The sequence below is a fragment of the Dermacoccus sp. BD5 genome, assembly GCF_044878485.1.
Lineage (GTDB): Bacteria > Actinomycetota > Actinomycetes > Actinomycetales > Dermatophilaceae > Dermacoccus > Dermacoccus nishinomiyaensis.
Window position 1 is genome coordinate 1 of the sequence record NZ_JANJER010000028.1, and the last position, 17,591, is coordinate 17,591.

Annotated in this window: 14 protein-coding genes and 6 tRNA genes; 3 read left to right on the forward strand and 17 right to left on the reverse strand. The window is 68.6% G+C overall.

Translation table 11 applies throughout. The annotated features are described in order from the left end of the window. Positions 1 to 493 precede the first annotated feature (493 nt). The 10 genes from argG to NQ706_RS13345 all read right to left on the reverse strand — a co-directional run bounded on the left by argG (position 494) and on the right by NQ706_RS13345 (position 7,888). Positions 494 to 1,912: an argininosuccinate synthase gene (argG, locus tag NQ706_RS13300; protein WP_038567937.1), complete on the reverse strand. Its 1,419-nt coding sequence runs from the start codon at positions 1,910 to 1,912 to the stop codon at positions 494 to 496. A 162-nt stretch (positions 1,913 to 2,074) separates the two neighbouring features. After that, positions 2,075 to 3,145 (reverse strand): GTP 3',8-cyclase MoaA, encoded by a 1,071-nt coding sequence (moaA, locus tag NQ706_RS13305; RefSeq protein WP_404361079.1) that lies wholly within the window; start codon positions 3,143 to 3,145, stop codon positions 2,075 to 2,077. Beyond that, entirely contained in the window at positions 3,142 to 3,579 is a 438-nt protein-coding gene (locus tag NQ706_RS13310) for a molybdenum cofactor biosynthesis protein MoaE (RefSeq protein WP_006944537.1), read from the reverse strand. The genes moaA and NQ706_RS13310 overlap by 4 nt, the downstream gene beginning before the upstream one ends. 76 nt (positions 3,580 to 3,655) lie before the next feature. Further along, positions 3,656 to 3,732: transfer RNA gene (locus NQ706_RS13315), tRNA-Val, on the reverse strand. A 59-nt stretch (positions 3,733 to 3,791) separates the two neighbouring features. Continuing rightward, a complete protein-coding gene (locus NQ706_RS13320) occupies positions 3,792 to 4,259 on the reverse strand; it encodes a TIGR02611 family protein (RefSeq protein ID WP_038567933.1) in 468 nt (155 codons plus the stop codon). A gap of 158 nt (positions 4,260 to 4,417) precedes the next feature. Continuing rightward, on the reverse strand, positions 4,418 to 5,260 hold the full coding sequence (locus NQ706_RS13325; RefSeq protein ID WP_200874252.1) for an aminotransferase class IV: 843 nt from the start codon (positions 5,258 to 5,260) through the stop codon (positions 4,418 to 4,420). Next, positions 5,257 to 6,351, reverse strand: a complete 1,095-nt coding sequence (locus NQ706_RS13330; RefSeq protein ID WP_081873640.1) for a chorismate-binding protein — start codon at positions 6,349 to 6,351, stop codon at positions 5,257 to 5,259. The genes NQ706_RS13325 and NQ706_RS13330 overlap by 4 nt, the downstream gene beginning before the upstream one ends. Positions 6,352 to 6,467: 116 nt before the next feature. Beyond that, positions 6,468 to 7,577, reverse strand: coding sequence for a calcium:proton antiporter (locus NQ706_RS13335; protein WP_051805839.1), 1,110 nt, complete (start codon positions 7,575 to 7,577; stop codon positions 6,468 to 6,470). Between the two features lie 148 nt (positions 7,578 to 7,725). After that, positions 7,726 to 7,800: transfer RNA gene (locus NQ706_RS13340), tRNA-Val, on the reverse strand. Between the two features lie 12 nt (positions 7,801 to 7,812). Then, positions 7,813 to 7,888 (reverse strand) — tRNA-Gly (locus tag NQ706_RS13345). 404 nt (positions 7,889 to 8,292) lie between these two features. Here NQ706_RS13345 and NQ706_RS13350 point away from each other — a divergent pair. Next, positions 8,293 to 8,604 (forward strand): hypothetical protein, encoded by a 312-nt coding sequence (locus tag NQ706_RS13350; RefSeq protein ID WP_150112745.1) that lies wholly within the window; start codon positions 8,293 to 8,295, stop codon positions 8,602 to 8,604. Positions 8,605 to 8,654: 50 nt separating this feature from the next. On the opposite strand, the gene NQ706_RS13355 is transcribed toward NQ706_RS13350, so the two are convergent. The 5 genes from NQ706_RS13355 to NQ706_RS13375 form a co-directional block, all read right to left on the reverse strand. Then, positions 8,655 to 9,107, reverse strand: coding sequence for a DUF5709 domain-containing protein (locus tag NQ706_RS13355; RefSeq protein WP_051805835.1), 453 nt, complete (start codon positions 9,105 to 9,107; stop codon positions 8,655 to 8,657). Between the two features lie 275 nt (positions 9,108 to 9,382). After that, positions 9,383 to 9,457 (reverse strand) — tRNA-Val (locus NQ706_RS13360). A gap of 1 nt (position 9,458) precedes the next feature. Continuing rightward, positions 9,459 to 9,529: transfer RNA gene (locus NQ706_RS13365), tRNA-Cys, on the reverse strand. Positions 9,530 to 9,567: 38 nt separating this feature from the next. Continuing rightward, positions 9,568 to 9,640 (reverse strand) — tRNA-Gly (locus NQ706_RS13370). Positions 9,641 to 9,726: 86 nt separating this feature from the next. Next, positions 9,727 to 10,896, reverse strand: coding sequence for a YihY/virulence factor BrkB family protein (locus tag NQ706_RS13375; protein WP_051805833.1), 1,170 nt, complete (start codon positions 10,894 to 10,896; stop codon positions 9,727 to 9,729). A gap of 112 nt (positions 10,897 to 11,008) precedes the next feature. Between NQ706_RS13375 and glgX the strand changes: the two genes are divergently transcribed. Next, a complete protein-coding gene (gene glgX / locus NQ706_RS13380) occupies positions 11,009 to 13,129 on the forward strand; it encodes a glycogen debranching protein GlgX (protein WP_038567931.1) in 2,121 nt (706 codons plus the stop codon). Between the two features lie 120 nt (positions 13,130 to 13,249). Here the strand turns inward: glgX and NQ706_RS13385 are convergent, their stop codons facing one another. Together NQ706_RS13385 and NQ706_RS13390 are read right to left on the reverse strand one after the other, a co-directional pair. Beyond that, positions 13,250 to 14,644 (reverse strand): PPK2 family polyphosphate kinase, encoded by a 1,395-nt coding sequence (locus NQ706_RS13385; protein WP_081873639.1) that lies wholly within the window; start codon positions 14,642 to 14,644, stop codon positions 13,250 to 13,252. A 186-nt stretch (positions 14,645 to 14,830) separates the two neighbouring features. Further along, the gene (locus NQ706_RS13390) at positions 14,831 to 16,009 is read right to left on the reverse strand and encodes an alpha/beta hydrolase (protein ID WP_038567929.1); all 1,179 of its coding nucleotides are present in this window, start codon (positions 16,007 to 16,009) and stop codon (positions 14,831 to 14,833) included. A gap of 278 nt (positions 16,010 to 16,287) precedes the next feature. Between NQ706_RS13390 and NQ706_RS13395 the strand changes: the two genes are divergently transcribed. Continuing rightward, positions 16,288 to 17,340 (forward strand): ATP-dependent DNA ligase, encoded by a 1,053-nt coding sequence (locus tag NQ706_RS13395; RefSeq protein WP_038570768.1) that lies wholly within the window; start codon positions 16,288 to 16,290, stop codon positions 17,338 to 17,340. Positions 17,341 to 17,591: the final 251 nt, after the last annotated feature.

The window sequence follows — 17,591 nt, forward strand, 5'->3', positions numbered from 1 at the left end:
AACGGGCGACTCGAACACCTCCGCGGCTCCGCCCTCGGATTCCGCAACCTCACCCACTACATCGCTCGGTCGCTGCTCGAAGCCGGAGGGTTCAGACCCGCGCTACACCCTCGTTCGTGAAGAGCCACGTTGGTCGCCCGCGGTGATGCGAGGCGGCCGTTGCTGAGGAGCTCCTACGAATGTGGACGTAGATCGCCGATGTGGACGAAAATCGCAGGTGGGTCAGGGGCCCGTACTCATCTGCGATTTGCGTCCACATTCGCGATTCCTCTACACCTCGGCGAGCGGCGTCCACACTCGCGAGGTTCGGCCGCCATTACCAACCTGGGTGACGGTCGTCGACGGCGCCGTGTCCAGCCGACGACCACATTGCCGTCCGGACGCGACGAGGCCGCCCACCATCCAGTGGGCGGCCTCCTCGATCGCGCCGAGCGTGCAACCTTCCTCGACCGATGCCGATGTCTTGGTCGATCGGCGCCGACGTCTCGGCAGGTCAGTCGGTGCCGAACTCCATCGCCGCTTCGTCGAGTGCGAGAGCGTCGGCGTCGACGTTCGGGTTCGACGCGATCTGCTGCGCGCCACCGGGCTCGAGCTGGCCGACGAGGTCGGTCTGCGCCTTGCCCAGCCCGCCGTGTGCGGCGTAGAACTCGAGCTTGCCACGCGTGTCGGCGATGTCGAGGTTGCGCATCGTCAGCTGCCCGATGCGGTCGACGGGGCCGAATGCGGCGTTCTCGGTGCGCTCCATGGACAGCTTGTCGGGGTGGTAGGAGAAGTTGTCGCCCTGGGTATCGACGATCGAGTAGTCCTCGCCTCGACGAAGGCGCAGCGTCACCTCACCCGTGACGGCGGACGCCACCCAGCGCAGCAGACCCTCGCGGATCATGAGCGACTGCGGGTCGAACCAGCGTCCTTCGTACAGCAGCCGCCCGAGGCGCCGTCCGTCGTTGTGGTACGCGGCGATGGTGTCCTCGTTGTGGACGGCGTTGAGCAGCCGTTCGTAGGCGATGAACAGCAGCGCCATGCCGGGCGCCTCGTAGATGCCGCGCGACTTGGCCTCGATGATGCGGTTCTCGATCTGGTCGCTCATGCCGAGCCCGTGGCGTCCGCCGACGGCGTTGGCCTCCTGGAACAGGGCGACGACGTCGCCGCCGAAGTCGTCACCGTTGATCGCGACGGGCAGACCCGATTCGAAGCGGATGACGACGTCCTCGGTGTCGATCTTCACCGCGTCGTCCCAGTACGCGACACCCATGATCGGCTTGACGATCTCCATCGACTCGTCGAGGTGCTCGAGCGTCTTCGCCTCGTGCGTCGCGCCGAGGATGTTGGCGTCCGTCGAGTAGGCCTTCTCGGCCGAGTCGCGGTAGGGCAGATCGTGCGCCGTCAGCCATTCGGACATCTCCTGGCGCCCACCCAGTTCGCTGACGAAGTCGGCGTCGAGCCACGGCTTGTAGATGCGCAGGCCCGGGTTGGCGAGCAGACCGTAGCGGTAGAAACGCTCGATGTCGTTGCCCTTGAACGTCGAGCCGTCGCCCCAGATCGACACGCCGTCGGCCTGCATGGCGCGCACGAGCAGCGTGCCCGTGACGGCGCGACCCAGCGGCGTCGTGTTGAAGTACGTGCGCCCGCCGGAGCGGATGTGGAACGCGCCGCACGCAATGGCGGCGAGACCCTCCTCGACGAGCGCCTTCTTGCAGTCGACGAGACGCGACAGTTCGGCGCCGTACTGGCCGGCACGGCCCGGGATGCCTTCGATGTCGTCCTCGTCGTACTGGCCGAGGTCGGCGGTGTAGGTGCAGGGGACGGCGCCCTTGTCGCGCATCCAGGCGACGGCCACGGAGGTGTCGAGGCCACCGGAGAAGGCGATGCCGACGCGTTCGCCGACGGGCAGGGAAGTCAAGACCTTGGACATGCCTTCAGAATACCCCGACTGAGTAGTTATGCCAAAACAGTGCATAACTACTCAGTCGGCAGGCCTGGGGAGGCGGGACGACGCGCCGGCGCCCCGCAGCGCGAGCCTGGCACCCACGTGTGCACCGACCCGACTACCCGACCTAGGCGCGCCATCGATCGCTCAGCCGCCGATGGCGCTCATCGGCCGCGGCGGCTGGAGGAATCCGGGTTCGTCGATGCCGTGGCCGGGTTGCTTGCCGGCGAGGCAGGCTCGGATGCGGGCGCGGACATCGGCGTCCGTGCCAGCGCTGCGCAGCACCGAGCGCACGTCGGTCTCGCCGCGCGCGAACAGGCACGAGCGCAGCTGGCCGTCGGAGGTGAGCCGCAGCCGGTCGCACGCGCCGCAGAACGGCATCGTCACGCTCGCAATGATGCCGACGCGGCCCGGGCCTCCGTCGACCTCGTACAGCTCGGCCGGGGCGGCGCCGCGTCCGGGCAGCGCGTCCAGCGAGTGCGTGCGACGCAGCAGGGCGAGCGTCTCGGCAGCCGTCACCATCTCGGCGCGGTTCCACACGTGCCCGCCGTCGAGCGGCATCTGTTCGATGAAACGCAGTTGGTGCCCCTCAGCGAGGGCCCAGTCGAGCAGTGCGGGCGCCTCGTCGTCGTTGACGCGGCGCAGCAGCACCGTGTTGATCTTGATCGGCGCGAAACCGGCGGCGCGCGCCGCGTCGAGGCCGGCCATGACGTCGTCGAGTCGATCCCGACGGGTCATGGTCGCGAAACGCGAGGGCGAGAGCGTGTCGAGGCTGACGTTGAGTCTCGCCAGGCCCGCGTCGCGCAACGGTTTCGCCAACTGCGCGAGCCGAACGGCGTTCGTCGTCATCGACAACTCGGGGCGCCCGCCCGGCCCCTCGAGTGCCGCCAGGCGTTCGACGAGGTCGACGATGTCGGGGCGCAGCAGCGGTTCGCCGCCCGTGAGGCGGATCTCGTCGATGCCGGCCTCGACGGCGATGCGAGCCACCGTGACGATCTCGTCGCTCGCCAACAACGTGTCGCGCGGCGCGAGCGGCACACCCTCGGCAGGCATGCAGTAGGTGCAACGCAGATTGCACTTGTCGGTCAGCGAGATGCGCAGGTCACGATGCACCCGCCCGAACGAGTCGACGAGCGGACCGTCATCCGAAACGCCTGCAGCGGTGGAGAGTTCGCCGCGCAGGGCACGGCGCACGCGGGGTGTCGGCAGGTCGATCATGACGGCAGCCCGGACCACACCGCGCTGCCGTCGCGCAGGTGTTGCTGCTTCCACAGCGGGACGTCGTGCTTGATGCGGTCGACCAGTTCGCCGCACACCGTGAACGCCAGGGCACGATGCGGCGAGCTGACGGCGGCGACGATGGCGCTCTCCCCCACCGCGACGCGTCCGATGCGGTGGCTGACGGCCACGCGTGTCTCACCGTACGGATCCAGCTGCGTGACGACGGCCTCCGCCACTTCGCGCAACGTCGCCGCGGCGCTCGGGTGCGCGGTGTAATCGAGCGCGACGACCTCGCCGTCAGCCTCCGGGTCGTGGTTGCGTACCGTCCCGACGAACGTCACGCACGCGCCCTGACGTGCGTCGTCGACGGCGCGCACGTGGGCGTCGACGTCGAGGGGCGAGTCGGTGACGGCGGCGAGCAGGACGGGCATGGGCGCTCCTTCCATCGGCGGCCCAGCGGTGTCCGCGGGACGCAAAAACGCGGAATCCGATGATTCCGCGTCCTGATGGTGGATGTAAAGGGACTCGAACCCCTGACCTCTCGCGTGTGAAGCGAACGCTCTAACCAACTGAGCTATACATCCGTGTGGTGCGCGGGAAACACTAGCCCACGGCGTCGATGAACACCAAACGGGCCGGTGCGTCAGCCGCTGAGCCCCGGCACGTCGTCGAGCCAGTTCTCGGCAAAGTCCGGCAACCATCCCGGCACCCCGGACACCGCGAACATCGCCCAGAAGATCGCGACGACGAGCGCGAACGTCGCGAGACCGGCCAGCGCCTGCGCCCACCAGCCCTTGCGTTCGAGCCAGTCCCACCACGCCTGCACCTTTGCATGCACCCAGCCGAGCAGCCGCTGCGCGCGCTCGAACTCGCTCGCCCAGATGCCGAGGCCGAGGAAGATGACGAGCCAGCCCGGCCCCGGAAAAGGCAGCAGCACGATGCCCACGATGAGGACGATTGCGCCGAGCACACCGACGCCGATGCGGTACAGTCGCGCGCTCTTCGGGTTGGCGCGGATGCGTCGACGCCACTCCCAGTCGTGCTCCTCGCCCTGCCCGGGCTCTCGAGAATCGCGGGAATCAGCGTCGCGGGCGGAGGTCGTCGAGCTCATGACAGCCAAGCCTAACGGGGGGCGCCTGAGCCGACCATTCCAACGCCGTGCGCGGGAAACTTCACGGCCGGGCGTGAACCGACGTCAACCGCCATGACATCGCGCCGTCGCGTGTCGAGGGAACCCCGCGCCGAGGCAAACCCGGCGGGAACCCGCCGTCAGCCGAGCAGCTCGCCCTGACGCTCGGCGAAGATCGCCGCGATGCGCGACGTCATGGGCCCGGGGGTGCCCTCGTCGCACAGCACCCGGTCGTTGATGGCGTGCACGCCCTGCACGTCGCGTGTCGAGGAGGTGACGAACGCCTCGTCGCATTCGTCGAGCACGTCGAAGCTCAGGTGTTCCTCGGCGATCTCGACGCCGGCCTCGCGCGCCCACTCGATCGTCAGCGCGCGCGTGATGCCGGCGAGAGGGCCGTCCTCGAGCGGCGGCGTGACGACGCGCTCACCGAGCACGACGAAGATGTTCGACCCGGTTCCCTCGCACAGGTTGCCGAGCGTGTTCGAGAAGATCGCCTCGCTCGCGCCGGCCTCCTTCGCCGCGGCGAGCGCGACGACGTTCTCCGCGTACGACGTCGTCTTCAACCCGGCGACGGCCGAGTTCTCGTTGCGCGTCCAGCGCACCGTCGCGACCTTCGTCGACGGCGCGGGTCGCGGCACGGCGCCCGCCGTCACGATGTACGTCTGCGGGGCATCGCCGCGATCCGAACCGAGTGGGCCGACGCCGCCGGTCACGGTGTAGCGCAGGCGCCCGAAGTCGATGTGCTCACCCTCGAGCACGGCCTTGACGCCCTCGTCGATGCGGTCGCGATCGAGCTTCGGCAGGCCGAGGCCGGCGAGGCTGCGATCCATCCGATCATGATGACGCGACAACGCGAACACGCGGCCGCCGTCGATCTTGGCGGTCTCGAACACGCCGTCGCCGACGGTGATGCCGTGATCGATCGGTGAGATGGCCGCGCCCTCGTCGACGCGGCGACCGTCGACCCAGATCCGGATGCTCATGGTGTCTCCTCCAGTGCCGCGCCCCGCGCGATGGCGAGCAGGCGATGTGCCTTCAGTTCGGTCTCATCCCATTCTGCCGCAGGCACCGAATCCCACGTGATCCCGGCGCCCACCCCGAAGTGGGTCGACGGAGACGATATCCCGTGCCCGTTCGCGGCCGCAGCCCCACCCCCGGCGGGTTTCTGCCAGAACGTACGGATGCCGACGGCCAGCTCCGCGGCGCCCCGATCGGTGTCGATCCACCCGATGGCGCCGCAGTACGGCCCGCGCGCCCCCACCTCGAGTGATTCGATGACGTCGAGAGCCCGCCGTTTCGGGGTGCCCGACACCGAGCCGGGCGGCCCCGTCGCACTCAGCAGCCGCGCCCACGTCACGTCGTCACAGACCTCGCCCCACACCGTCGAGACGAGGTGGACGAGGCCGGGGTGCTGTTGCATCTCGAGCAGCGGGTCGACGCGCACCGAACCGGGCACACAGACACGTTGCAGGTCGTTGCGCACGAGGTCGGTGATCATGACGTTCTCCGTCACGTCCTTCGCGAGCATCGTCTCCGGACACGTCGACGTGCCCTTGATCGGCGCGGAACTGATGACGGCGCCCTCGCGCGCGAGGTACATCTCCGGCGAGGCGCTGACGATCTGCGGCAGGCCCGCGATGTCGATACGCGCGGCGTGACGCGCCGGGTTGTGGGCGAGCACGCCGCGGAACAGGATGTCGAGGTCGAGCGCGGCGTCCGTCGTCAGCGTCCGAGTGAGGTTGACCTGGTACACGTCGCCGGCCGCGATGTGCTCGCGGATCCGTTCGACGCCGTCGCAGTAGGCGTCGCGCGACAGCGACGATCGCCATTCGACGTCACGTTCCGCGGGCCTTGACGGCGGCGCGGCCAGGGCCGCACTCCCCCACCACGGCTGCGTCGGGTGCCGCACCACCGATCGCATGCGCGCGGCCAGCAGCTCGCCCTCGAACGTCTGCACGACGACCTGGAAACCGTGCTCGAGATCGTCGGGATCGGACGTCACCGCCTCGACGTCCCACGCCGTGACGTCGCGAAAGAGCGCACGATCCGTGCTGGCGGCGAGAGCATCGATCACGAGAGGCCACAGTAGTCCGGCCGCGTCACGCGCAGGCGGATGCGCCGCAGCGGATGAGCCCGGCCACGTGGCGACCTATCGAGGACGCACGCCCTCGCGCGCTGCCCCGACGCGGGTCACGGATTCGCGGCGAGGAAAACGTACGCGAACAGCAGCACGAGCAGGATCCACCCGGAGAACCGCGTCGCGCGGCCCTGGACGATCGTCAGGATGCCGACGACGAGGCTGAGCACGAGCAGCACGATGTGCATGCTGCCGAGGCCCAGTTCGAGCGGTGACGACAGGAACGGCGACAGCGCCGCGAGCGTCGGGATCGTCAGGCCGATGCTCGCCATCGCCGAGCCGTACGCGAGATTGAGGCTGTTCTGGACGCGTCCAGCGCGCGCGTAGTTCGCGGCGGCGAGCGTCTCCGGCAGCAGCACGACGAGGGCGATGACGACGCCGACGAAGCTCTGCGGGAAGCCCGCGGCGTCGACGGCCTGTTCGATCGACGGCGACAGCACCTTCGCCAGACCGACGACGGCGACGAGCGCCACGACGAGCAGGCCCAGGCTGACGAGCGCGGCGCGCGTCGACGGGGCCGGGCCGTGGGCGTCCTCGTCGTCGAGCGGCTTGCCGGCGCGGTCGACGGGCACGAAGAAGTCGCGGTGACGCACCGTCTGGGTGAGGACGAACATCGCGTAAACACCGATCGAGCTGATCGCGGCGAACGCGAGCTGCGACGGCGAGAACTCCGGCCCGCTGCGGGCCGAGGTGAACGTCGGCAGCACGAGGCACAGCCCCGCGACGGTGACGACGCCCGCCAGCGCGGCCGCCGACCCTTCCGGGTTGAAGCGTGCCAACCCGCGGCGCCCCGCGCCGAGGAAGATGCACAGACCGGCGATGCCGTTGATCGTGATCATGAGCGCCGCGAACACCGTGTCGCGCGCAAGCGTCTCGACGCCGTCCTTGCCGGAGGCCATGAGGGTGACGATGAGCCCCACCTCGATGACGGTGACGGCGACCGCGAGGACGATCGAACCGAGCGGCTCGCCCACCTTCGCAGCGATGACCTCGGCGTGGTGGACGGCAGCGAGAACAGCTCCGAACAACGCCGCGGTGACGAGGACGGCGACGACGCCCGGCAGGCTTCGTCCCCATGTGGCGGCGAGGACGACGGCTCCGAGGACCGGAGCCCACGTCGTCCACTGGGCGATTCCTGGTCGGTGCGTGGCTTCGGCGCTCATGCGCTCCCCTTGGATCGTGCGGCGGTCACGGACGCTGCGTGTTCGGCCCCTGCCTGAGGGAGACGGTTCCCCGCGAGAGCGAGTCTCGATCAGTCTTGGCCGAATGTGCATCAAGGCCTCCGGCGACACGCCGAAGGCCTTGATGTAATGGTGGGCGATACTGGGTTTGAACCAGTGACCTCTTCCGTGTCAAGGAAGCGCGCTACCGCTGCGCCAATCGCCCCAGATATGGGAATGGAGCGGACAACCGGGCTCGAACCGGCGACCTCAACCTTGGCAAGGTTGCGCTCTACCAACTGAGCTATGTCCGCCTGTTTCCTCGGGCTTTCCGCCCTCGGCAACGACGAGAACGTTACCCGGTTCATCGCGCGTTCACCAAATCGGCATCGCCGGGTCGATGGCGGACTGCCCGTGTGCGCGCCTCCGGGGTGCATCCGGGCGGATCGAGGCTGGCCCGACGGGCGCTCCGTGTACGGCCCGACGGCCGGTCCGCTGGTCGCTCGCGGCCCTCGTCCTGCTCGACGGGTCACTCGCCGCGGACGGCTCCGCCGAGCCCGAGACGCCTCGATCAGGCCGACGCGCACGACTCCTGGTAGCGGCCCCGCGAAGCCGCCCGGCCGGCGCTGCCTGGCGGGTCTGCGGCCCCACGATTCTCACGCTGACGGTGCCCGCGCGTCGTTCACTCGCGCGATCGATCCCTGGCCTGCGCGACGAGATGGCGTCGATCACCGTGCTCGAGACCTGTCGTCATGAGTTGTCGGCATATTCCTCCTGCGTTCGTCAGCTGCATGCGCTGCGCACGACGTCACCGCTGACGCCGCAGTTGCCGACGCTCGTCGTCGCCGCCAACTGGCGCCTGCAGCGACGCAGGCCAACCCGTTGGGTGCGCGCCGTGCTGCGCGAGGCGCGCGAAATCGCCGCAGATGCAGACGTGCGGAAGGCCGTCGTCGAGCGATCCGGCCATTTCGTCATGCTCGACCGCCCTCAGCGCGTGGCCGACCTCATCCTCACGCTCGGATCCCGCTGACGGCGGCGCACCGCGACGCTCCGGCGGCCTCGCACTCTGCGTCGGCTCGATCAGGCGCCGGGCTCGTCGACGATGCCGTCGTCGAAACCCGCCGCGTCGCGACCGTCCGTGAAGTGCAGCGCAGCCTCTTCGGCGCTCGAAGCGCCACCCGCGAAACCGTCGTCCTCGGCGACGAGTTCGGATTCGCGATCCTCCGCCAGGCCCTCGTCGGGGGCGACGACGCGGCCGACGCGCGTGTCGTCGAACTCGTCGTCAGGTGACGGAACGCCGCCGGGGTTGCCGTAGGCCGAATCGGGGTCGACGTCGGGCACCTCCTCCTCGAGGCGCTCGTCGAGGGTCTCGTGCTCGTTCTCCCAGCGCTCGACGTTCGGCTCGCGCTCCGGCGTCGTGAACCCCTGGTCGAGCATGTTCTCGTAAGCCTCGCCCGTGACGTCGTCGGCGGCCTGGGCCTGATCCGCGTAGTCGTCCATGGAGCCGAGGTCGAAGTTCGATTCATTCGTCATGACGCCATCATGCGCACATGAGCCGCACCAAGGAAAGCCGGCCGGCCCGCTGCACGTCGGTCGACGGCCGCCGCCCGCCTGCGCCGCTCGACATTGCCCGAGAGCGCGTCATCCATGACGCGTCTCCGGGCGATGGCCGCCGGGCCCCGCGCCCACGGCGTCCGCCGCACACCGGACCGGGATCTCTCGCCCAGCCGGCAGCTGGCAGCCTGCAGCGGAACAGCACGATGCTCCCGACGGCCGCGCCGTGGGAGCATCGTGGCTGTGTTCTGTTCTGGTGGGCGATACTGGGTTTGAACCAGTGACCTCTTCCGTGTCAAGGAAGCGCGCTACCGCTGCGCCAATCGCCCGAGGTGGAGACGGGATTTGAACCCGTGTAGACGGCTTTGCAGGCCGTTGCCTCGCCTCTCGGCCACTCCACCGAACACGGTTCACACCGTGCGTGTCCAAGAAGACACAGAGCGGACAACCGGGCTCGAACCGGCGACCTCAACCTTGGCAAGGTTGCGCTCTACCAACTGAGCTATGTCCGCCTGCTACTGCGCTGTCGCGCTGCAACGAGAGGAAACACTAACCGATGCTCACGTTCACGCGCAACGTGGGCGGCGCGGATGCCGCGTCACGCGCTGCGACGCTGCGCCATGTCGTCGGGGCGAGCAGACTCGGCGGCGGCTTCGCCCTGCGCCACCACGCCGTCGTCGGGCCGCGCCCCACGATCCACCACGGCAGCTCCCTCGCCGTACGGGCGCCCATGCCTGGCGCCGGCCGACGTCTCGTTCTCCTGGTCGTACGGGGCGTCGTCGCCCGCCCGTGAACGCACCTTGGCCACCTGTTCCTCGATGAGCCCACGCGTCCGCGCACGCACTCCGACGGGCGCGGCGGCGACGGGCCACAGCCGCGCGACGGCACTGTTGAGCGCAGCACCGATGAGCACGGCGATCGACAACGAGTACAGCCAGATCAGCGCGATGATCGCTGCCGCGAGCGGGCCGTAGATCGAGATGCCGCCGACGGACGCCGACAACCAACTGCGCAGGAACAGCGAGATGATGACCCAGGCGATGAGGGTGAATCCGGCGCCGGGCAGGTCGCGCACCCATGGCGTGCGCACAGGTGTCGCGATGTAATAGAGGGTCGCGAACCCGACGATCGTGATGGCGCCGACGACGGGCCAGTACAGCGTCAGCAGGAACAGCAGACCGGGCGGCAGCATGCGTCCGAGCAGATCCGGGCCGATGACGATGAGTGGCAGCACGGCGCCGATGAACAGCAACGAGACGAAGTACAACGTCACCGACAGCGCACGGGCGCGCACGATGCCGCGCACGCCGCCCTGGCCGTACATGATCGAGATGGTGTCGACGATGACGTTGATCATCCGCGAACCGGACCACAGCGACAGCAGGAAGCCGATGGAGACGACGTCGGGGCGTCCGCCCTCGAGCGCGTCGTGCAGCGTCGGCATGACGACGTTCTGCAGCGCCTCCCCCGACAGGATCCCCTCGAGGTAGCGCTCGATCGAGCGGACGATGTCGTCGACGGTACGTCCGCCGAGGGCGCCGCCGACGTAGCCCATGACGCCGAGCAGCCCGTAGACGAGCGGCGGGAAGGACAGCAACGCGAAGAAACCCGCCTCGGAGGCGAGGCCAGTGACGCGGTAGCGCATGCACTGACGCAGCGTCTCGAGCACGAGGCGGCACACGGCGTAGAGGCCGGGCACGCGGCGCGCCACGCGGCGGGCGCGGGTGCGCAGCATCGACGGTTGATCCTGCTCCGCCTGCTCGCTCACCCGAGCACGTTAGCGGCGTTCGTCGCGGAAGGCGGGGAGGCTCGCCGCAGCCGTGTCCACGCCCGAGCCGGCGTGCGACGAGCGTGTCCTACTTCATGGTTAGGTAGACGCCATGGATATCTGGCCGGGCAAGCCCTACCCCCTCGGTGCCACGTTCGACGGCACCGGCGTCAACTTCGCAATCTTCTCGGAAGCGGCCGAGAAGGTCTTCCTCTGCTTGGTCGACGACGACATGGTCGAGACGCGCATCGAGCTGACGGAGGTCGACGGCCACGTCTGGCATGGTTACGTGCCGAGCGTGCAGCCCGGTCAGCGGTACGGCTACCGCGTCGAGGGCCCGTACGACCCCGAGAACGGGCAGCGCTGCAACGTCAACAAGCTGTTGCTCGACCCGTACGCTAAGGCGATCGAGGGTCAGATCGACGGCCACGAGTCTTTGTTCAGCTACTACTTCCTCGAGCAGGACAAGCGCAACGACGACGACTCGCTCGCTCACACGATGCTGAGCGTCGTCATCAACCCCTACTTCGACTGGGGTCACGACCACCCGCCGCAGCACGAGTACCACCAGAGCGTCATCTATGAGGCGCACGTCAAGGGTCTGACGATGACGCACCCGGACGTGCCGGAGGAGATCCGTGGCACGTACGCCGCGATCGGTCACCCCGCGATCGTGCAGCACCTCGTCGACCTCGGCGTGACGGCGATCGAGCTCATGCCGGTGCACCAGTTCGTGCAGGACACGACGCTCGTCGAGAAGGGCCTGACGAACTACTGGGGTTACAACACGATCGGCTTCCTCGCGCCGCACAACGCGTACTCGGCGAGTGGTGAACGCGGTCAGCAGGTCACCGAGTTCAAGGCGATGGTCAAGGCGCTGCACGAGGCGGGCATCGAGGTCATCCTCGACGTCGTCTACAACCACACCGCCGAGGGCAACGAGAACGGCCCGACGCTGAGCTTCCGCGGCCTCGACAACGAGAACTACTACCGCCTCGTCGACGACAACAAGGCGCACTACTTCGACACGACGGGCACGGGCAACTCGCTGCTCATGCGCAGCCCGCACGTGCTGCAGCTCATCATGGATTCGCTGCGGTACTGGGTCAACGAGATGCACGTCGACGGTTTCCGCTTCGACCTCGCTGCGACGCTCGCGCGTCAGTTCCACGAGGTCGACCGGTTGAGCGCCTTCTTCGACATCATCCAGCAGGATCCGGTGATCAGCCAGGTCAAGCTCATCGCCGAGCCCTGGGACGTCGGTGACGGCGGCTACCAGGTCGGCAACTTCCCGCCGCTGTGGACGGAGTGGAACGGCAAGTACCGCGACACCGTGCGCGACTACTGGCGTGGTGAGCCGGGTTCGCTCGGCGAGTTCGCCTCCCGTCTCACTGGTTCGAGCGACCTGTACGCGCACTCGGGGCGTCGACCGATCGCGTCGATCAACTTCGTCACCGCGCACGACGGCTTCACGATGCGCGACCTCGTCAGCTACAACGAGAAGCACAACGACGCCAACGGCGAGGGCAACAACGACGGCGAATCGCACAACCGCAGCTGGAACTGCGGCGTCGAGGGCGAGACCGATGACGCGAGCGTGCTCGCGCTGCGGGATCGTCAGATTCGCAACCACCTCGCGACGCTCATGCTGAGCCAGGGCGTGCCGATGCTGCTGCACGGTGACGAGCTGGGACGCACGCAGGGCGGCAACAACAACACGTACTGCCAGGACAACGAGATCTCCTGGATCGACTGGGATCTCGACGACCGTCGCCGTTCGTTGCTGGAGTTCACGCAGCAGCTCATCGCGTTGCGTCGCACGCACCCGGCGTTCCAGCGTCGACGCTTCTTCGCCGGCGACGCCGAGCACGGTGGGCGCAGCGACTGGGGCGACATCGTCTGGTTCGGCGCGAACGGTGAGGAGATGCAGGACGGCGACTGGGCCTCCGGAGCCGGCACGATCATGGTCTACCTCAACGGTGACGCGATCCACGCGCAGGATGCGAAGGGCCAGTCGGTCGTCGACGACCACTTCCTGCTGCTGTTCAACCCCGGCCACGAGGAGACGCACTTCGTCATCCCCGAGGTCGTCAAGAAGGGTTCGGAGTGGAGTTTCGCCATCTCCAGCCTGCCCGAGGACGCCGAGGAAGGCGTCGAACTGAGCGGCGGCGACACCGTCAAGCTGCCCCCGCGCACCCTCGCGGTGCTGCAGGCGCCGCGCACAGAGAGCTGACGAACGCATGACGAGGGGCTGACCGGTTCGATCGAACCGGTCAGCCCCTCGTCATGTTCGTCTTCTCGTGGCTGCGCGCCGCCGGCCGTGCTCGTACGGACCCGGCCCGCGGCGTGGACGTCAGAGCTTGTCGAGGCGAGCGCGCTGCTCGGGGACGTCGAACGTCGCCTCCGGCCACTCGAGGGCGAGGGCGCGCAGGTGCTCGAGGACGAGCTGCTGCACGGCAAGACGCGCATACCACTTGTTGTCGGCCGGGACGACGAACCACGGCGCGACGTCCGTCGACGTCTTCTCCAGCAGCGCCTGGTAGGCCTCCTGGTACTCACTCCAGTAGGAGCGTTCGACGAGGTCGCCCGGGTTGAACTTGTAGAACTTCTCCGGGTCCTCGAGACGCTCGGCAAGGCGCGCCTTCTGCTCGTCGGCGGAGATGTGGAGCATCACCTTGATGATCGTCGTGCCATTCGCGACGACCGACTCCTCGAACGCGTTGATCTGGCCGTAGCGACGCATCCACACCGGTCGCGAGACGAGGTCGTGGACACGCACGACGAGGACGTCCTCGTACTGGCTACGGTCGAACACCCCGACATAACCGGGCTTGGGCAGCGCATTGCGGATGCGCCACAGGAACGGATGCGCTTGCTCTTCCTTCGTCGGCGTCTTGAAGGCCGTCAGCTCGACGCCCTGTGGGTCCATCGTGCCGACGACGTGACGCATGATGCCGCCCTTGCCGGAGGTGTCCATGCCCTGCACGAGCAGCAGGACGCTGCGCCCGCCGGGGTGACGCTCGCTCGCGTAGAGCCGCTCCTGCAGGTCAGCGAGCTCGTCGCCCGTCCTGCGCATGACCTTCTCGGCCTTCTTGGGCCCGCCGTCGAACGCGGGCGTGGACGACGCGTCCAGGTCGGCGAGGACGAATCCCTCACCGACGCGCAGCGCCGAGGCGAAGTCGCTCTTGACGGCCTTGAACTTCTTCGTCCCCTTGCGCGTCGCCTCGTCACGGCCGACGTTGGCGATGACCTCCTCGGCCTGCTTGAGACGAGCCACCTTGGCGGGCGCAAGGCGGGCCGTGCTCGTCGACGTGCCGACGTTCCTCGCCTCGGACGTGGCGTCGGACGCCGACTTCTTCGCCTTCTTCTCGCCCTTCGCTGTCGACGCCCTCGTCTCGGCGGTCTTCGACGTGGCCGCCGTCTTGGCCGCGCTCGCCTCGGACTTCTTCGTCGCCTCGGACTTCTTCTTCGCGTCGGACTTCGCCGTCGTGTCAGCCGACTTCTTGCTCGAGGACGACTTGTTCGACGCCTTGTCAGCCGACTTCTTCTTCGGCTGCGCGTCAGACGTCGTGGTCTTCGTGGACGCTCCCCCGGCGGCCGTGGTCTTGGCGGACGTCTTCGACGACGTACCCGCCTCCTTCGCCGACTTGGACGTGTCGCTCTTGGTGGCGGCCTTCGACGACGAGGAGGCGCTCTTCGCTGCCTTCTCGGGCGCCTCGGGCGACTCGCTCTTGGCCTTCTTGGACATACCAGTCATCGTGGCAGACCCGACCGGCGTTGTCATGTACTTCGCTTCCGCACGGACAAGCGATTCGGTGAGATCACGGTGATCCGTTGGGGCGCAACGCTTTCGAAGGACGCCGATTCAACGCTCGTCGGCGACAGAGCGACCACCACCCGCTCGTTCCGCAGCGATCAGGCGTACGAACGGCCCTCAGCGAGCGAGGAACTCGCGGACGCATCGCTCCCAACGGGCCGGGTCGGTGTTCCACTCGCGCACATGTCGGGCCTGCTCCCAGCGCTGCCAGGTGACGATGTCAGGGCGCAGCCGTGCGAGCTCCGCGCTCGGTCCGTAGGGCACGAACTCGTCGTCGACGGAGTGGATGACGAGCATCGGCTTCGTCAGCTCGCCGGCGCGCGCGACCCAGTTCGTCAGCGTGACGTCGATCGCCTGCGCGAGCCCCGTCATCCGCCGGCTCGATCGGTTGCCGCCCAACAGACGTGCCGCGAGGTCGGCGAGGCGCGGGTGCAGCCGATTGGCGCGCGCATGGTGAGCCATGACGTCGGCCCAGTCGAGCACCGGCCCGTCGAGGACGACGCGACGCACCGCCCCCGCGTGGCCGCTGCGCGCGAGCACCTGCATGACGATCGCGCCGCCCATCGACCAGCCGAGCAGGTCGATGCTGCGCGCGCCCTCCCGCAGCGCGAACTCGAGGGCGAGATCGACGTCTTCCCACTCGGTGAGTCCGAGAGCGTACTTGCCGTCGCTGCTGCCGGGTCCGTCGGAATCGTTGCGGTAGCTCGGGATGATGCACGAGATGCCGAGGTCGGTGAGCACCGGGACGGCGCGCAGCGTCTCCCCGCGACGGGCGCCGCGGCCGTGGACGAGAACCGCCCAGCGGGTGCCGTCGCCGGCGCGCGTCACCCACGCCGGCGCGCGGCCGTGAACGGTGGGAAGCGCGAGTTCTTCGGTTCGGATGCCGTACGCGTCCTGGGGCGAACCGTCGACGTACCAGCCGCTCCAGCGGGCGGGGCCCGGGAGGAGCTCGCCACGCGTGACGGCGTCGACGGCCCGGATGACGCCGCCCGCGTCGGTGTGACCGAGGATCTCGCCGATGCGAGCGTGGCCGCGTTCGTCGTCCCAGTACAGCCCGTAGCGGCCGGGCGCGAGGGATTCGACACTCGGCGCGAAGACTGCGCTCGTCGCCACCCCGTCGAGGCCGTGACGGACGGTCAGGACGTCCGCGTCGTTCGGTTTTTCCTTCTCAGGTGTGACGAGCTTGCGCGCGAAGACCGCCGCGATGGCGACGGACGCCGCGCTCGTCGTCGCGGCGAGCGCCGCGCCCGTTCCGAGACCGAGCACGACGGACTGGCGGCTACTGAGACGCTTCACTCCCCCATTGTTTCATCGCGGGGGCCTACCCCCGTCAGGCGTCCCCAGCTGCCTCGACCGCCCCGTTCGTTCATCGGTGATCGAGGGTGTTCGTCGCGCCGACCTCCCCGCCGTCGGGACGCTTCCGGTTTCGGCGACCGCTCGCTCGCTCACCCGTGGCCGGGGGTGTGCCGCCGCGCGCGTTCCGGTCGTGCTGGTCATGAGCGACGCCTCATCTCGGATCGGCGCAGCGCCGAAGCACGGGCCGCGGCGACATGGATGGGGCGACAATGGGTGGCATGAGCTTGCCCATCACACTGCCCGTCCAACCGATGCTTGCGAAGGCCGTCACGAGCGTGCCGGAGGGTGACGAGTTCACCTACGAACCGAAGTGGGACGGTTTCCGCTGCATCGTCGCGCGGGACGGCGACGATGTCGAGTTGCACTCACGCGGCTCGAAGTTGCTGACGCGCTACTTCCCGGAACTCGTCGAGGCGCTGAAGTCCGCGCTGCCCGAGCGTGTCGTCCTCGACGGTGAGATCGTGCTGCGTCAGGGCTCCCCCGGGCATGAGCGGCTCAGTTGGGACGCGCTCAGCGCACGCATCCACCCCGCCGCGTCGCGCATCGAGAGGTTGGCCGCCGAGACGCCGGCGCAGTTCGTCGCGTTCGATCTGCTCGCCGAGGGCGACGACGACGTCATGGGCGAGCGGTTCGAGAAACGTCGCGCGCGTTTGGAGGCGCTGTTCGCGCAGTGGCCGACGAGCGATTCGGTCTACCTGACGCGCACGACGCGCGACGCCGACGAGGCACGTCGCTGGTTCGAGGCGTTCGAGGGCGCTGGGCTCGACGGCGTCGTCGCGAAGCGTCGCTCCGACGTCTACGAGCCGGGCAAGCGCACGATGCTCAAGATCAAGCACAAGCGCACGGCCGAAGCCGTCGTCGTCGGTTATCGCGTGCACAAGAGCGGCGATGGCGTCGGATCGCTGCTGCTCGCGCTCGCCGACGCGGACGGCGAGTTGCACAACGTCGGGGGCATCAGCGCGTTCACGGCGGCGCGACGGCGCGAACTCGTCGACGAACTCGCCCCGCTCGTCGTGCGCGACGCCGACGGCAACGCCGCGCACGGTGAGACGGATCGCTCACGCTTCAGCAGCTCGAAGGACGTCTCGTTCGTGCCCCTTCGCCCCGAACGCGTCGTCGAGGTCGCGTTCGATCAGTTGGAGGGCAACCGCTTCCGTCATGCCGTGACGTTCCTGCGCTGGCGCCCCGACCGCGAGCCGACTTCCTGCACTCTCAAGCAGGTCGAACGCGCCCCCGACTACGACCTCGGAGAGGTGCTGCGACGCGGCTGACCCCCCGCGCCTGGTTCGCCGTCATGCCCAGCGCCCCGGCATCCCGGTCGTCGTCGCTCCGCCCCGGCGTCCCTACTCCCCCGACGACCACCGTTCTGCGATTCCTGTCCCCCTTCGCGAATCCCGGTGGATGTCAACCTGTGGTGAGTCACTCAGGGCCGGGATGGTTGATTCCGGCCCACGCTTTCGGGGCGGGCACTGGCGCGCGGTGGCCGCGGAAACGTTCGGGGTGACGCGCCTGGTAGTAGGCG

Coding starts and splice junctions, on each gene's coding strand:
- argG (WP_038567937.1), bottom strand. CDS start 1,912: ATGTCCAAGGTCTTGACTTCCCTGCCCGTCGGCGAACGCGTCGGCATC.
- moaA (WP_404361079.1), bottom strand. CDS start 3,145: ATGATCGACCTGCCGACACCCCGCGTGCGCCGTGCCCTGCGCGGCGAA.
- NQ706_RS13310 (WP_006944537.1), bottom strand. CDS start 3,579: ATGCCCGTCCTGCTCGCCGCCGTCACCGACTCGCCCCTCGACGTCGAC.
- NQ706_RS13320 (WP_038567933.1), bottom strand. CDS start 4,259: ATGAGCTCGACGACCTCCGCCCGCGACGCTGATTCCCGCGATTCTCGA.
- NQ706_RS13325 (WP_200874252.1), bottom strand. CDS start 5,260: ATGAGCATCCGGATCTGGGTCGACGGTCGCCGCGTCGACGAGGGCGCG.
- NQ706_RS13335 (WP_051805839.1), bottom strand. CDS start 7,577: ATGAGCGCCGAAGCCACGCACCGACCAGGAATCGCCCAGTGGACGACG.
- NQ706_RS13350 (WP_150112745.1), top strand. CDS start 8,293: ATGGCGTCGATCACCGTGCTCGAGACCTGTCGTCATGAGTTGTCGGCA.
- NQ706_RS13355 (WP_051805835.1), bottom strand. CDS start 9,107: ATGACGAATGAATCGAACTTCGACCTCGGCTCCATGGACGACTACGCG.
- glgX (WP_038567931.1), top strand. CDS start 11,009: ATGGATATCTGGCCGGGCAAGCCCTACCCCCTCGGTGCCACGTTCGAC.
- NQ706_RS13385 (WP_081873639.1), bottom strand. CDS start 14,644: ATGTCCAAGAAGGCCAAGAGCGAGTCGCCCGAGGCGCCCGAGAAGGCA.
- NQ706_RS13395 (WP_038570768.1), top strand. CDS start 16,288: ATGAGCTTGCCCATCACACTGCCCGTCCAACCGATGCTTGCGAAGGCC.